This window comes from Curtobacterium sp. MCLR17_051, assembly GCF_003234395.1.
Taxonomy (GTDB): domain Bacteria; phylum Actinomycetota; class Actinomycetes; order Actinomycetales; family Microbacteriaceae; genus Curtobacterium; species Curtobacterium flaccumfaciens.
Genome location: NZ_QKTA01000010.1, coordinates 108,719 through 123,672, shown reverse-complemented (window position 1 = coordinate 123,672; position 14,954 = coordinate 108,719). Strand labels below are relative to the sequence as shown.

Annotated in this window: 14 protein-coding genes; 9 read left to right on the top strand and 5 right to left on the bottom strand. The window is 71.8% G+C overall.

The features are described from left to right. The first annotated feature begins 186 nt into the window (after positions 1–186). Both DEJ06_RS10485 and DEJ06_RS10480 read left to right on the top strand, forming a co-directional pair. Positions 187–1,068: a DUF4097 family beta strand repeat-containing protein gene (locus tag DEJ06_RS10485; protein WP_111039245.1), complete on the top strand. Its 882-nt coding sequence runs from the start codon at positions 187–189 to the stop codon at positions 1,066–1,068. Next, positions 1,065–1,646: a PadR family transcriptional regulator gene (locus DEJ06_RS10480; protein WP_071405831.1), complete on the top strand. Its 582-nt coding sequence runs from the start codon at positions 1,065–1,067 to the stop codon at positions 1,644–1,646. The genes DEJ06_RS10485 and DEJ06_RS10480 overlap by 4 nt, the downstream gene beginning before the upstream one ends. 141 nt (positions 1,647–1,787) lie before the next feature. Here the strand turns inward: DEJ06_RS10480 and DEJ06_RS10475 are convergent, their stop codons facing one another. Beyond that, complete coding sequence (locus DEJ06_RS10475) at positions 1,788–2,240, bottom strand: MerR family transcriptional regulator (protein ID WP_111039244.1); 453 nt, start codon at positions 2,238–2,240, stop codon at positions 1,788–1,790. 130 nt (positions 2,241–2,370) lie between these two features. Here DEJ06_RS10475 and DEJ06_RS10470 point away from each other — a divergent pair, with 130 nt between their 5' ends. The 4 genes from DEJ06_RS10470 (at position 2,371) to DEJ06_RS10455 (ending at position 6,324) form a co-directional block, all read left to right on the top strand. Further along, positions 2,371–4,623 carry an APC family permease gene (locus DEJ06_RS10470; protein ID WP_111039243.1) on the top strand — a complete coding sequence of 751 codons (2,253 nt, stop codon included), beginning with the start codon at positions 2,371–2,373 and terminating at the stop codon, positions 4,621–4,623. An 11-nt stretch (positions 4,624–4,634) separates the two neighbouring features. Next, complete coding sequence (locus DEJ06_RS10465) at positions 4,635–5,390, top strand: hypothetical protein (RefSeq protein WP_111039242.1); 756 nt, start codon at positions 4,635–4,637, stop codon at positions 5,388–5,390. 97 nt (positions 5,391–5,487) lie between these two features. Beyond that, complete coding sequence (locus DEJ06_RS10460; protein ID WP_017886246.1) at positions 5,488–5,763, top strand: DUF3072 domain-containing protein; 276 nt, start codon at positions 5,488–5,490, stop codon at positions 5,761–5,763. A 120-nt stretch (positions 5,764–5,883) separates the two neighbouring features. After that, positions 5,884–6,324 carry a DoxX family protein gene (locus DEJ06_RS10455; RefSeq protein WP_071405836.1) on the top strand — a complete coding sequence of 147 codons (441 nt, stop codon included), beginning with the start codon at positions 5,884–5,886 and terminating at the stop codon, positions 6,322–6,324. Positions 6,325–6,451: 127 nt separating this feature from the next. On the opposite strand, the gene DEJ06_RS10450 is transcribed toward DEJ06_RS10455, so the two are convergent. After that, positions 6,452–7,597 carry an NAD(P)-binding domain-containing protein gene (locus DEJ06_RS10450; protein WP_111039241.1) on the bottom strand — a complete coding sequence of 382 codons (1,146 nt, stop codon included), beginning with the start codon at positions 7,595–7,597 and terminating at the stop codon, positions 6,452–6,454. 158 nt (positions 7,598–7,755) lie between these two features. Here DEJ06_RS10450 and DEJ06_RS10445 point away from each other — a divergent pair, with 158 nt between their 5' ends. Beyond that, positions 7,756–7,974, top strand: a complete 219-nt coding sequence (locus tag DEJ06_RS10445; protein ID WP_017886249.1) for a DUF3073 domain-containing protein — start codon at positions 7,756–7,758, stop codon at positions 7,972–7,974. Positions 7,975–8,392: 418 nt separating this feature from the next. On the opposite strand, the gene purM is transcribed toward DEJ06_RS10445, so the two are convergent. Next, complete coding sequence (purM, locus tag DEJ06_RS10440) at positions 8,393–9,508, bottom strand: phosphoribosylformylglycinamidine cyclo-ligase (protein ID WP_111039240.1); 1,116 nt, start codon at positions 9,506–9,508, stop codon at positions 8,393–8,395. A 74-nt stretch (positions 9,509–9,582) separates the two neighbouring features. Between purM and purF the strand changes: the two genes are divergently transcribed. Then, positions 9,583–11,040 carry an amidophosphoribosyltransferase gene (gene purF, locus DEJ06_RS10435; RefSeq protein WP_027465037.1) on the top strand — a complete coding sequence of 486 codons (1,458 nt, stop codon included), beginning with the start codon at positions 9,583–9,585 and terminating at the stop codon, positions 11,038–11,040. A gap of 85 nt (positions 11,041–11,125) precedes the next feature. On the opposite strand, the gene DEJ06_RS10430 is transcribed toward purF, so the two are convergent. Further along, positions 11,126–11,527: a hypothetical protein gene (locus DEJ06_RS10430; protein WP_110858851.1), complete on the bottom strand. Its 402-nt coding sequence runs from the start codon at positions 11,525–11,527 to the stop codon at positions 11,126–11,128. A 108-nt stretch (positions 11,528–11,635) separates the two neighbouring features. Between DEJ06_RS10430 and DEJ06_RS10425 the strand changes: the two genes are divergently transcribed. Further along, positions 11,636–14,224, top strand: coding sequence for a LuxR C-terminal-related transcriptional regulator (locus DEJ06_RS10425; RefSeq protein WP_146245833.1), 2,589 nt, complete (start codon positions 11,636–11,638; stop codon positions 14,222–14,224). Between the two features lie 334 nt (positions 14,225–14,558). Here DEJ06_RS10425 and DEJ06_RS10420 read toward each other — a convergent pair whose 3' ends face one another. Continuing rightward, positions 14,559–14,930: a sterol carrier family protein gene (locus tag DEJ06_RS10420; protein ID WP_111039248.1), complete on the bottom strand. Its 372-nt coding sequence runs from the start codon at positions 14,928–14,930 to the stop codon at positions 14,559–14,561. Positions 14,931–14,954: the final 24 nt, after the last annotated feature.

The window sequence follows — 14,954 nt, the reverse complement described above, 5'->3', positions numbered from 1 at the left end:
CCCTGGAGGCCCGCCCCACCCCCGCCACGCCCGCTTCGTGAGCAGGAGCGGTCGGGTCCACCGCCCCGACCCGACCATTCCTGCTCACGATCGCCCGGCGATCGCGTGCGACCCCTTGCGGCTCGGTGCAACGCGATATAGCGTGACCTCCACAGACGCGATACATCGCGAGTTCCAGGAGGCAACATGGCGCAGGAGAAGTGGCTCGTCGACGAGCCCAAGGTCATCGACACCGGCATCGTGCGCACCGTGCGTGTCGGCCTCGTCGGCGGGCAGGTGGACGTCGTCGCGCACGACGAACCCACGGCCCGGGTCGAGATCCACAGCGTGTCCGGCAAGCAGATGCTCGTCGAGGTCGACGGCGACACCCTCACCGTCGACCACCCCCAGGTCCGGTGGGACGACCCCATCGGGTTCCTGAAGTCCTTCCGCGGCAAGGCCCACGCCGACGTCAGCATCCTGGTCCCCCGCGACGCCGGCATCACGCTCGGTGTCGTCTCGGCCGGTGCGCTGCTGTCCGGCACGAACCGCGGTGCCACCCTCAACACGGTGTCCGGCGACCTGGTCGTCGACGGCGTCGCGGGTGACGTCACGGTCAACGCCGTCTCGGGCGCCACCACGATCCGCGACCTCGACGGCGCGCTCGCGGTGCACACCGTCTCCGGCGACGTCGTGGCCACCGGCGAGATCCCGCGGTTCCAGGCCGACGGCGTCTCGGCCGACGTCGTGCTCGACCTGCACGGGGTCCCCGAGTCCGCCCGCGTCAACACGGTGTCCGGGTCGGTGAGCGTCCGCCTGGCGGACGGCGTCGCCTACAAGTGCACGGTGAACACCGCGACCGGCAAGCTGCAGTTCGACGACGCCGAGATCCGCGGGGTGCGCGGTTCGTACGTCAAGCAGGGCGGCGAACTGTCCGGTCAGTGGCTCGACCTGCGGGTGAACTCCGTCTCCGGCGACATCGCGGTGCTGCACGCCCCGCCGGTCGCCGAGCCGACACCCCCGACGACGACGACCACGCCGCCGACCACCCCGACCACCCCGACGAACGAGAGCGAGGTGCCCGAATGAGCCCCGTCTTCGCCCACGGCCACCTGCGCCTCTACCTGCTCGTCCTGCTGGCCGACCACCCGATGCACGGCTACGAGCTCATCCAGGCACTCGGCGACCGCTTCGGCGGCACCTACGTGCCGAGCGCCGGCACGGTCTACCCCCGGCTCGCGAAGCTCGAGGACGACGGCCTGGTCACGAAGACCGCCGACGGCCGCAAGACCGTCTACGCGATCACGGACGCCGGCCGTGCCGAGCTCGCGGCACGTGCCGACGAGATCGCCACGGTCGAGTCCGGCGTCAGCGACTCGGTGAAGTCGTTGGCCGACGGCGTGCGCGCCTCGGTCGGCGAGGCCATGCGCTCGCTCCGTGCCGACCTGGCCGCAGCCGCCGAGAGCCCGGCGACCGGTTCCGCCGAGGAGCCCGTGTCCGTCCCGTCGGACAGCGCCCGCGCATTGCGCGAGCTCGAGATGGCGCTGTCGTCGTTCCGGCAGCAGGTGCGTGCGGACCTGCGCCGTCGGGCGACCCGCGGCACGCTCGGTGCGGACACCGTGACGCGTCTGCGTGACGGCCTGGAGGCCCTGCGCAAGTCGCTCTGACGGCCCGCGTCCGACAGGCGGTGGCGACCAGGGCCTCCCGGCCGTCACCGGGACCGCCTGCGGAACCGGGACCGCCCCCGGAACCAGGTTCCGGACACAGCACCGTGCAGATGCGCGGTGTGGTGTCCGGAACCTGGTTCCTCAGCGCCCTGCACCCGGCGGATCGGAGTCCGGAAGCCGCGTCGGCGGGAAGCCGGCGAACGCCTCGCCTGCCGTCAGGTCCTCCCCGTGCTCGGCGCGCGCCACGGTGGTGCGGACCGCGGCCAGCTGCCGGGCCAGCCGGTCCCGTTCGTGCTCGAGCCACGTCAGGTGCGCCGTGAGCGCAGCGACGTCGTCGCCCTCGTCGTCGAGCCGTCGCGCGATCTCCGGCAGCCCGAGTCCGAGCCCGCGCAGCAGCAGGATGCGCTGCAGCCGGACGAGCGCGCGATCGTCGTAGCGCCGCAGCCCACCCGCGCCGACGGCGGTGGCCGGCAGCAGCCCGACGGCCTCGTAGTGCCGAAGGGTCCGGCTCGAGACACCGGCGGAACGCGCCACCTCGGTGATGGCGTGGGGAGCTTTCGCAGCTGCGTCACCCGGGCCTGTCGATGCGCTCATGCTGGCGACTGTAATGCTTGACGCTGCGTCAACCGCAAGGGGTGTCCGACACCCAGGGTGGCGCGCCCGCAGCCGACCGGGAATGTGCGGCAGGCGAACCGTGTTGACTCGCGCCCGGAACTGAGTAGGTTTGCCGCTCGTGACGAACGAGATCCGGTCGTTGAAAGCACGACTGATCGGGGATCCCCTCCCCTCTGAGAAGCTCGAAGGACAGCTCCTCCCGAAGCACCTGGCCCTGCCGATCTTCGCGAGTGACCCGCTGTCCTCTGTCGCGTACGCGCCGCAGGAACTCCTGATGATCCTGCTGCTCGGCGGCATGGCCTTCCTGACGTTCGCGCCGTGGGTCGCCGCACTCGTCGTGCTGCTGCTCGTGGTCGTCGTCGCCTCGTACCGGCAGCTCATCAAGGCGTACCCGTCCGGTGGTGGCGACTACGAGGTGGCGCACCGGAACCTCGGCGAGAAGGCCGGGCTGGTCGTCGCGAGCGCGCTGCTCGTCGACTACGTGATGACGGTGGCCGTGTCAGTCGCCTCCGGTGTCGACAACATCATCTCGGCGCTCCCGATGCTCGACCACTTCCGCGTCGAGCTCGCCCTGCTGTTCGTCGTGCTGCTCGCCGCCGCCAACCTGCGGGGGGTGCGGGAGTCGAGCAAGGCCTTCGCGATCCCGACCTACCTGTTCGTGGCGAGCGTCTTCGTGATGGTCGTCACCGGGCTCGTCCGGGTCGCCGCCGGCAACGCCCCGGTCGCCGAGTCCGCGGCGTACACCGTGCAGAACGTCGAGCACACCACGCAGGCGGCGTTCATCCTGCTGCTCCTCCGCGCCTTCGCCTCGGGCTGCTCGGCCCTGACCGGCGTCGAGGCCATCGCGAACGGCGTGCAGGCGTTCCGCCGGCCGAAGATCAAGAACGCGCAGGCCACCCTGGTCGCGATGGGCGGCATCGCGATCGTCCTGTTCATCGGGCTCATCACCCTGGCGCTCGTGTCGCACGTGCACTACGCCGAGCGAGCCTGCGACCTGCAGGGCTTCGCGAACTGCGCCACCACGCCGCAGCGCTCGCTCATCGCGCAGATCGCGGCCGCGACCTTCGGCAACAACTCCGTGCTGTTCTTCGTGATCCAGGCGACCACGGCGGCGGTCCTGCTCCTCGCGGCGAACACGGCCTTCAACGGGTTCCCGCTGCTCGGCTCGATCCTGGCGCGCGACTCGTACGCCCCGAAGGCGCTCTCGACCCGCGGCGACCGGCTCATCTACTCGAACGGCGTCATCGTCCTGGCCCTCGTCGCCGCGGCGCTGCTCGTGGTCTACCGGGCGAACGTCACGAGCCTCATCCAGCTCTACATCATCGGTGTCTTCGTGTCGTTCACGCTCGGACAGACGGGCATGGTCGTGCACTGGACGCGGCTGCTCCGGGCCGATCGAGACCGGGACGGGGCGCCCGCCGCCGACGGCGAGCCTCCCGTGAACCGCGGGCAGGTCGTCCGCTCCCGCACGATCAACGCGATCGGCGCCACCTTCACCCTCGTGGTGCTCGTCATCGTCACGATCACGAAGTTCACCCACGGCGCCTGGCTGGTCTTCCTGATCATGCCGGTGCTGTACGTGCTCATGCTCGGCGTGAACCGCTACTACCGCGACGTCTCGCACGAGATCGAGGCCGACGTCGAGACGAAGTTCGGCGCCACCGGCGACCACGCGATCGTCCTGGTGAACAAGCTGCAGAAGCCCGTGCTCAAGGCGCTCGACTACGCGGTCGCCGCCGAGCACGCGAGCATCGAGGCGGTGCACGTCGCGATCGACGACACCGAGTCCCAGCGCCTGCGCGACCAGTGGGCGGAGTACGGCATCCAGGTGCCCCTGACGATCGTGCCGAGCCCGTACCGCGACATCTCGATGCCCCTGATCAAGTACATCAAGGCGCACCGGAACGAGCACGGCTCCGAGGTCGTCACCGTCTACACCCCGATCTTCATCGTCGGGCACTGGTGGGAGGGCCTGCTCCACAACCACCGCGGCCGCCGCATCCGCAAGAAGCTGCTGCTCGTGCACGGCGTCACCGTGGCCCTGGTGCCGTGGCTGCTCGACTCGTCCGAGCTGCTCTACGGCCGCCGATCCCGCCCGCTGCCCGGCCAGGAACGCCGCGGCGAGCCCGTCCGGCCCCCGCTCCGCCGCCCCTCGCAGCCCGGTTCGTCGGCCGAGGCCGCGGCCTCGGCCTCGGCCTCAGCCGAAGACCGCCTGCTCCGGTCCGCCGAGCGCAACAGCATCCAGCCGCGCCGCGCGACCCGTCCGGCCGGCCCCGCCGAGGGCGTCGACCCCGCGCTCTGCACGGGCGAGATCCACGCCCTCGTGCCCTCCCCGCCGCGACGGGGAGCCGACGAGTCGTAGCATGTGGCCCCATGACCATCAGTGACCTGCGGACGTTCGCCACGTTCGACGGACACGGCGGCAAGGTCTCGAAGCGCGTCGAGGTGCTCGACCACGAACCGCCGGCCGGCAGCCCGCTCGAAGGACTCGTCGCCGTGCGCGGCGAGCACCCCCTCGGCGCGCGCGACGAGCGCGCCGCCGACGAGTCCGCCGGGCTCTCCCGCGGCGTCCCGAGCGTCGGCTGGGTGGACCCGGCCGCGCTCCGCGACTGGTACCGCCCGGACCGCGTCGTCCTCACCCGGCTCGAGGCGCGGCAGTCCGGCATCGAGCCCGGCGTCTACGCGGACTCCCGTGGGCGCGGTCGCGTCCGGATCGACGGCCTGGAGGCCCACCTCGCCCCCGACGGTCGACCCGCCTTCCGCGCACTGGCCGGCCCCACCGCCGAGCCCGTCGTCGACGTGCCGCTGCCGACCGACCAGGCCGTCCGCCTGGTGGCGGTGACCGCGGTCGACGAGGGACTCGAGGTCGTCACGGCCCCGGTGTCACCGTTCCTGCAGCCCGGCGAGCACCCGGCGTACGGCGACGACGTGGTCGGGTTGCCGCCACGTCCGGCGAGCGCCCGGGTCCGGGTCACGGCGTCGGTGCTGCTCGACGGCGAGCTGCACGAGGTCGACCGGATCGACGAGCGTGCGGCGACCATCTGGATCCGGCGGGACGACCGCGTCGTGCCGATCGCCACGAGTGCCGTCGGACCCGACCTGGTGCGGTACGCGGCGACGGCCGTCTGAGCCGCTTCGGGCAGATGGGTGCCGTTGTGCCGCTGGGCCGCTTCGGGGGACGCCGCTGCTGCGTGTCGTGACGGGTGTGCGGCGTACCGTCGCGGACATGAGTGACGCAGACCGCGACCAGCAGCAGACCCCGGACGCACCGATCCAGGGCGAGACCCTCGGCGGCCCCCGACCCGACCCCTCCACCGACGCGAGCAAGGACCCCGAGCAGTGGGTCACCGGCGACGAGCCGATGACCGGACCGCAGCGCAGCTACCTCGACACCCTGGCCCGTGAAGCCGGCGAGGAACTCCCCGCCGACCTCACCAAGGCGCAGGCGTCGGAGCACATCGACCGCCTCCAGCAGCAGACCGGCCGCGGCGCCGATTCCTGAGAAGCAGTCCGCCCTTCGGCGGACCGCTGGCTGGGCATGCTCTGGGCATGTTCTGGCGAAGCGCGGTCAGTCCCCTGTTCGAGGACGATCGATGACGCGTCACCGGCTACCTTCGTGGCCATGCGAACGACATCGACCTCCATCGGCCTGACCGCGCTCCGCATCGTCCTCGGGGTGGTGTTCATCGCCCACGGCGCCCAGAAGTTCGCCCAGGGCATCCCCAACGTGGTGCAGGGCTTCTCGGGCATGGGCGTTCCCCTCGCCGAGGTCGCAGCACCCCTCGTCGCCGGCCTCGAGCTGGTCGGCGGCGTCCTGCTCGTGCTCGGCGTCGCGACCCGCGTCGTCGGCGTGCTGCTGGCCGTCGACATGGTCGTCGCCGGGTTCCTGGCCCACGGCACCGCGGGCTTCTACTCGCAGGACGGCGGGTTCGAGTACGTGCTCGTGCTCGCGGTGGCCTCGCTCGCTGTCGCACTGACCGGGCCCGGGCGGTTCTCGCTCGACGCCCTGGTGCTCAAGTCGTCGCGCCGTCGTCGTGGCGTCGAGGAGCCCCTGCCCGCCTGAGCGCGCGTCCCGGTTTCGTCTGGTGCGAGGTTCCGTACTCGGTGCGAGCTCACGAGGCCCGCACCGGGAACGGAACCTCGCACCGCTCGCGCGGCCCCTCGCACGGTGCGAGGGGCCGCGCAGCTGTTCAGCCCGCCAGTGCGTCCATGACCTGGCGGGCGATGCGTCGGCCGGCCCGGTTCGCACCGATGGTCGATGCCTGGGGACCGTAGCCGGCCAGGAACAAGCGCGGCTCCTCGGCCGACCGGCCGTCCTCGACCACCACCCCGCCCGCCGTGGTCCGCAGGTGCAGCGGCGCGAGGTGCCGCAGGTCGGCCCGGAACCCCGTCGCCCAGATCACCGCGTCGGCGTGCACGTGGGTGCCGTCTGCCCGCACCACCCCGGCCTCGTCCATCCTGGTGAACATCGGCTCGTCGCGCAGCACACCGCGGTCGATGCCGGCGCGGATCCGTCGCGACACCGGGACCCCGGTGCCGCTGACGATGCTCGGCAGGACCTCGCCGGCGCGGGCGGCACGGTCCTGTTCGTCGACGGCGGCCACGGCGGACTCGACGTCGAGCGACGCCGTCCCGGCCCAGACCATCGGGCGCCGGGTGAACCACCGCGTCGAACGGGCGACGCCGTCGAGTTCGAGCAGGAACCCGATCGCGCTCGTCCCACCGCCCACCACCACGACGTCCTGGCGGGCGAACTCGGAGGCGCTGCCGTACTCGGTCGTGTCGACCTGGCGTCCGCGGAACACGTCGCGCCCCGGGTACCACGGCACGAACGGGGTGCCCCACGTGCCGGATGCGTTCACCACGACCTCGGCACGGATGCGTGTGACGGTGCCGTCGGCGCTCCGGGTCGTGACGCACAGGCCACCGTCCGTCGCGGCATGGCCCGCCACGCCGCCGTCGCCGTCGATGCGTGAGACGGACGTCACCGTGACCGGGCGCCGCACCCGCAGGTCGTAGTGCTGCTCGAACCGCCGGTAGTACTCCCCGACGACGTCCCGTGCAGGCCGTGACCGGTCGGCGTCGTCGAACTCCAAGCCCATGGCGCGCATGCCGGGCAGGTCGTGCACCCGGTGCGCCGCCCCGAGACGCAGCGCCTCCCACCGGAACTGCCACGCCCCACCGGTGCTCGGCGCGCGGTCGAGGATCACCAGGTCGCTGCCGGGGACGAGCCCGAGACGGCGCAGGTGGTATCCCACGGAGAGCCCCGCCTGCCCCGCACCGATCACCACCACGCGGGCGTGCTGGTCGACCGGGGTCTCGAGGGGTTCCGTCATCACTTCGATTCTGCTGTGCGGGCCAGCCGTCGCGCGACGTCCAGATCGAGGTACATGGTAGAGTGATCGGCAGATTTCAAACCACGAACCGTCTGGTTCCCCGAGTGATCTTCCGTCATTCGCCAGGACCGGACCAGAGCCGAACGAGGGGGTCACGCATGGGGCGCGGCCGTCAGAAGGCGAAGCACACCAAGGTCGCCCGTGAGCTGAAGTACTTCAGCCCGCAGACGAACTACGGTGCGCTCGAGCAGGAGCTCTCCGCCGGACAACACTCCGACGAGAACTACGTCGACCGTTGGGCGGACCAGTACGGTCCGGAACCGGCGGAAGACGAAGACGAGTTCGAGACCCAGGCAGACCAGAACAAGTCCGCCTGACCTCTCTCGCAGTCACGCCGCGCAGCCCTCGGGCAGCGCGGCGTTTCCGCGTGCCCGGACAGCCGTCGGCGCGCTCGGATCCCGGCCTCGAGTGGTCACGACTCACCGCGTGCACGACGCCGAGTGGTCACAACCCGTCGGTTGGAGGCCCGCCAAACGACGGTTCGTGACCACTCGCCGCACGCACTTCGGCGAGTCCGCGGCACACCCACGACGGCGGCACGGGCCACCCCGCACTCGCCACACTCCCGGTGCTACGCCCCGTTGCCGCGCCCGAATCCCGGCCCCGAGCGGTCACGACTCACCGCGTGCACGACGCCGAGCGGTCACAACCCGTCGGCTGCAGACCCGCCAAACGACGGTTCGTGACCACTCGCCGCACGCAGAACGGCGCGGCGGCAGCCAGCCGCCCGGCGGGTCAGCCCGCGTAGCTCCCGACGAGCCGGACCGCGCCGCCGTCGACACCCTTGGCGCCCTGCTCGAACCCGGTCAGGTCCCGTGCGGACGTGGCGATCGTGCCGACGGGCCACGTGGGCATGCCGGCGGCACCGAGTGACTCGATGACGTCGGCAGCAGCCCCGGCCGAGACGACGGCGAACATGCCGATGCCCAGGTTCCAGGTGCCCTCGGTGTCCTCGATCGGGGTGCCGGCCATGTCGGCCAGGACCCGGAACACCGGGAGCGGCTGCCAGGTGGAACGGTCGACCTCGACCCAGGAGCCGACGGGCAGCACACGCGCCAGGTTCGCGGCGATGCCACCACCGGTCACGTGCGAGAGCGAGTGCACCGCGCCCGGGTGCTGCTCGAGCAGCGCCAGGAGCGGTGCGGTGTACAGGCGGGTCGGCTCGAGCAGGGCCTCGCCGACGGAGACCGCGCCGCCGAACCCGACGCCGCTCAGCTCGGGCAGCTGGTCCGTGAAGCCGACGCCCCGCGACGCCAGGATGTGCCGCACGAGGGAGTACCCGTTGGAGTGCAGGCCCGACGACTCGATCGCCAGGACCACGTCGCCGTCCTGCACCAGGTGCGCGCCGAGCTGTGCGTCGGCCTCGACGACACCCGTCGCCGCACCGGCCACGTCGTAGTCGTCCGGGCCGAGCAGTCCCGGGTGCTCGGCGGTCTCGCCACCGACCAGGGCGGTGCCGGTCTCCGAGCAGCCGCGGGCGATGCCGGCGACGATGTCGGCGATCCGGCCCGGCACCACGCGGCCGCACGCGATGTAGTCGGTCATGAACAGCGGCTTCGCGCCGACCACGACGATGTCGTCGACGACCATGCCGACCAGGTCCTGTCCGATGGTGTCGTGCTTGTCGATCGCCTGCGCGATGGCGACCTTGGTGCCGACGCCGTCGGTCGACGTCGCGAGCAACGGGTGTGAGAAGTCCTTCAGGAACGAGACGTCGTAGAGCCCGGCGAACCCACCGACGCCACCGAGGACCGAGGCGTTGTGGGTGGCCGCGACCGCGGACTTCATCAGTTCGACGGCCAGGTCACCGGCAGCGGTGTCCACTCCGGCTTCGGCGTACGGGTTGGGCATGCGGAGTCCTTCGCGGTGACATGGCAGACTTGTGCGGTACCCCCCGATTCTACTGATCTGGAGCACACCCGCGAATGTGCGGCATCGTCGGCCTTGTTGCGCAGGGCCCCGCCAACCAATCCATCTACGACGCACTGCTCCTCCTGCAGCACCGCGGGCAGGACTCGACGGGCATCGCCACGGTCGAGGGTCACGTGCACCACATGCACAAGACCCGCGGGCACGTGCGCGAGGCGTTCCGCACCCGCGACATGCGTGCCCTCCTCGGCACCATGGGGCTCGGACACGTCCGCTACGCCACCAAGGGCGCCGCGACGAACGAAGAAGAAGCCCAGCCGTTCTACGTCAACGCGCCGTACGGCATCGTCCTCGTCCACAACGGCAACCTCACCAACACGCGGGAACTCACGCGTGAACTGTTCGACATCGACCGTCGCCACCTGAACACGACGAGCGACACCGAGCTCCTGGTGAACGTGCTGGCGCACGAGCTGCAGGGCCAGGTCCGCGGCGCGAACCTCGACCCGGGCCAGGTCTTCGACGCCGTCGAGCGTGTGCACGAGCGGGTCGAGGGCTCCTACGCCACGATCGCGACCATCGCCGGGCACGGGCTGCTGGCCTTCCGCGACCCGTTCGGCATCCGCCCGCTGATCCTCGGCCACAAGTTCGACGAGGCCGGGCAGCCGGAGTGGGTCGTCGCGAGCGAGTCGCTCGTGCTCGAGTCCGGCGGCTACGAGATCGTCCGCGACATCGCCCCGGGCGAGGCCGTGTTCATCGAGATGAACGGCCAGATGCACGCCCGCCAGTGCGCGAAGAACCCGCGTCTGGTGCCGTGCTCCTTCGAGTACGTCTACCTGGCGCGTCCCGACTCGGTGATGAACGGCATCTCGGTCTACGACGCGCGTCTGCGCCTCGGCAACCGCCTGGCCGACACCATCGAGCAGTACGCGCCGACCGGCGACATCGACGTGGTCATGCCGATCCCGGACTCGAGCCGTCCGGCGGCCATGCAGGTCGCCCGGAAGCTCGGCATCGAGTACCGCGAGGGCTTCTACAAGAACCGCTACGTCGGCCGCACCTTCATCATGCCGGGGCAGGCGGAACGCAAGCGTTCGGTGCGTCAGAAGCTCAACGCGATGTCGTCCGAGTTCAAGGGCAAGAACATCCTGATCGTCGACGACTCGATCGTCCGCGGCACCACGAGCCGCGAGATCGTCGAGATGGCCCGGGCCGCCGGCGCGAACGAGGTCACGTTCACGAGCGCCGCTCCTCCTGTCCGGTTCCCGCACGTCTACGGCATCAACATGCCGACGCGTGCGGAGCTCATCGCGCACGACCGGAAGATCCCGGAGATCAACCGCGTGCTCGGCAGCGACCACCTGATCTACCAGGAGGTCGGGGACATGCGCGACGCCATCATCGAGGGCTCGGACGTGACCGACCTCGAGATGAGCTGCTTCACGGGCGAGTACGTCACGGGCACCGTGAGCCCGGAGTACCTGTCCTGGGTCGAGGCCAACCAGCTCAGTTGAGTGGGGGTCGCGATCGCGACCACCAGACGGACGGGAGGCCCGGTGCCAGCTGGCACCGGGCCTCCAGTCCGTTGATCGGGAGCGGCTACGGCCGCTGGTCACCGTGGTCGTCGAGCTCACCGTCGACCGTCTCGGGCGGCAGTTCGACCTCGACGCGCTCCGCCGTCAGGCGGGCCGACCGCCGGGCGTAGACCCGGTCGAACACGACGGCGACGACCGCACCGACGAAGGCGCCGATCGTGACGCCCCACAGGCTGAAGTAGCCGACCAGGCTGCCGAAGCTGGTCTGGTCCCGCTGGCCGCCGAGGTTCATGGTGAGGGCGACCACGACGAGGGTCGCGAGGAACCCGAGCACGGCACCGCCGACGATGAACACGCCGAACTTCGGTGCACGGCGGATGGTGACCTCGTCGGGGCTGGCGACCGCGCTGGGAGCCGGTGCCGGCGTGGGGAGCGGCTGCTCGTCGGGTTGATCGGTGTTGCTCACCCGTCCATTGTCCCCCACTGTGGGACGTCCCGCGGCCTGTGCGCGGCGACCGATCCGGGAGAGGATGGTCGCTACTGGTCGGTATCCCAAGCGGAGGAGGTGTGTCGGATGCGTGAACGAACCGCACCCGCCCGCCGACGCCGACCGGCCGCCCCCGCCCGCGTGGCCTGGCCCGTCGCGCAGCGCGCGGAAGAGGACCGCGCCGTCGCCGTCGTCGCCGAGCACCGGTGGAGCGTCGCGCTCGTCGGTGCCCCCGGCATCGGCAAGAGCACCGCTGCGGCGCGGGTCACCGACCGCGTCGCCGGTCGCGACGGCACCGGCCGCACGGTCGTCGTGCCGATCACGGCGGTGGCCGCGAGCCGGTCGATGCCCTTCGGCGCCGTTGCCGAGCGCTTCGGCGAGCTGCCGGCGTCCATCTCGGAGCTGTCCGACGACACCGGCGCCGAGCAGCGCTTCCGGGCGATCGAGGACCTCGTCGACCGCGACGTCCTGCTCCGCGTCGACGACGCAGACCACCTCGACGCGATCTCCGCGCGGTACGTCGCCTGGCTGGTCCGCCGGCAGGGCGCCCGGCTCGTCCTGACCTGCCGCGACTTCACGGCGCTCCCCGAGCCGCTCCGCGCGCTGTGGCAGGACGACCTGCTCGAGCGCATCGACCTGCAGCCCCTCGCGCTGCACGAGACCGCGGCGCTCGTGGCCGAGGCGCTGGGGTCGCCGCTCGAGAACGCCTCGGCCGAGCGCGTCCACCGCGCCACCGCCGGCAACCCGCTGTACCTGCGCGAGGTGGTCCGTGCGGCGCGGGTCTCCGGCGCCCTCGACCACACCGCGACCGGGTGGTACTGGCGCGGGCGGGTGACCGCGTCGGACAGCCTCGCGGACATGTACCGCACCGAGCTCGGGTCGCTGCCGGAGGACCTGCGCGACGTCGTCGACATCGTCGCCCTCGCCGACCCGATCCCGCTCGCGCGCCTGCTCGGCCTGGTGACCGGCGGGGACGTCGACCGGGTCGTCGCGCTCGGCCTGGTCCGCATCGACTCGCTCGACGACGGTGCCGCGGTCGTCCGGCCGTCGCACCCGCTCGTCGGCGAGGTCATCCGGACCCTGGTGCCGGTGGCCCGGCGAACGGCACTCTTCGCGCGCGCCAACGCCTTCCGCACCGACCGGCCCGAGGGCGCACCGCCCGCCGCACGCCTGCGTGCCGCACTGTGGTCGCTCGAGTGCGGGGTCCTGCCGTCGGTCGACCAGCTGCTCGACGCGGCACAGGTCGCCGTGCGGCTGCAGGAGCACGAGAGCGGGATCGCCCTGGCCTCGGCAGCGCTCCGCACGACACTCACCCCGACCGAGCAGGTCGCGGCGCACTGCCTCCGCTCGCTGGCGTACTCGTACTCGGACGGCCGTGAAGCCGGCCGCGCCGACGCCGAAGCCGCCTGGAGCGTGGCGAAGCGGCACGTCGGCGACGTCACCGACGAGGCCGTCATCGAAGCGTGCGAGACCCTGGCGAACATCCGCCAGTTCCACGACGACGACGTCACGGCGGCGGTCGCCCTGACCGATGCCGCCACGCGCCTGGTCGTGTCCGACGAGGCCGTCGAGCGACTGCGGCTGCTGCGGATGGCGCACCAGGGCTGGGGCGGGGACTTCGCCGAGGTCCGGGCCGAGATCGAGCGCAGCGGCATCGTGGACGCCCCGACGATGCCGATGTCGTTCCTCGCCGTCGCCCCCTGTGCCGTGATGGCCTTGGCGACCGCCGGCCGGCTGGACGACGCGTCCGCGCTCGGTCACCGCGCCCTGGCCACCGCCGTGGCCCACGTCGAGGCAGCACCCTGGAGCGTCGGCGAGAACTCCTCCGTCCTGCACCAGGTGCAGATGTGGCGCGGCGACCTCGACGACCTGATCATCGAGGTGCCCGCGGGTCGGTCCAGCCCCTACCTGAAGTACGACTTCACGCTCGAGCTCATCGGCCAGGGCAACCTGGCGATCGCACAGCGCCGCTGGGACGACGCCGTCGCCGCGTTCTCGGCGGCGTGCGAACGGTACGACATCGCCGACCACGGCGGGTTCGCGGCCTACCCCTGGGCACGTCTGGCCCTGGCGCTCGCGTACGGCGGACGCCCGGAAGCAGCCGCCAGCGCGCTCGAACGAGCCCGGACCACCCCGCAGCGGGCGATGCGCATCACCGGCGAGCAGGTCGGCGTGTCGATCGCCTGGACCGAGGCCGTGCTCGGCAACCCGGCCGGACTGCAGCACGCCGACGAGATCATCGAACGCAGTACGGCCAACGGCTCGTGGACGCACGTGATGTACGGGTACGCCCTGCACCACGCGGTCGGCATGGCGCAGGGGCGCGACTCGACCGGCTCGCTCGAGCGGATGCGCGAGGCCGCCACCCGCGTCGACGGACCGCTCGCGGCCGCGGTGATCGAGTACGCCGACGCCGTACGCGCCGGCGACCGGACGCGGGTGATCGCGGCGCAGGGCGTGCTCGCGGCGCACGGCGTCTCGGTGACCGCCGGGCGCTCGAAACCGCCGCTGACGAAGCGCGAGTACGAGGTCGCCGAGCTCGCCGCGCAGGGGCTGAGCAACCGGCGGATCGCGGAGTCCCTCGGGCTCTCGACGCGGACGATCGACGCGCACCTGTCGCGCGTCTTCGCGAAGTGGGACCTGCACGCGCGGTCGGAGCTCAGCGAGCTGCTCTGAGTTGCTAGGTACTCGGCGCGGCCGGCTCCGCGTTCCGCGTCGGCTGTCGCGCACGCAAGAACGTTGCGGATTGCAGCACGACGCGCCGCTGCGATTGACACGTTGTGTGGAACATCGCGTACCTTGGTGCCTGTCGCCGGGTTCGGACCCGTTCGGGTCGGGTCCGAATCCCGGCGACTTCAAGCTTAGGAACCCGGTCGATGCGGGCGCATCGGTAGGCACTACCTAATTCGCGTGGGAGTTCTCCGCAGGCGCTTTCGCCGCGGCGGCTCGGTGCTGGGGGATCAGTGCCGGCGGATCAGTGCCGGCGGATCGGTGCCGGCGGCTCGCAGGGTCAGGCGCCGGGGGCGGGCAGCCGGACCGGCAGGAACGCCGTCAGGTCGGCGCGCGAGCCCGAGGCGCTGACGCGCGACTGCGCGACCGCCTCGGCCCAGGTCAGCTCGCCGGACGCAAGGGCGAGCCACGTGGTGGCGTCGGTCTCGACCACGTTCGGCGGCGTGCCACGGGTGTGCCGGGGTCCGGGCACGGCCTGGACGGCGGCGAAGGGCGGCACCCGCACCTCGACGCTGTTGCCCGGGACCTCGTCCGCCAGGCACTGCAACGTCCACCGAACCGCGGTCGCGACGGCCGGTCGAGCCGTCTCCCCATGACGCACGGCAGCAAGTGCCGCTCGCCCGTCGGCGTCCTCGATCCTCCTGGGTGGCATCTCCACAGGCTAGCCCTCGCATCG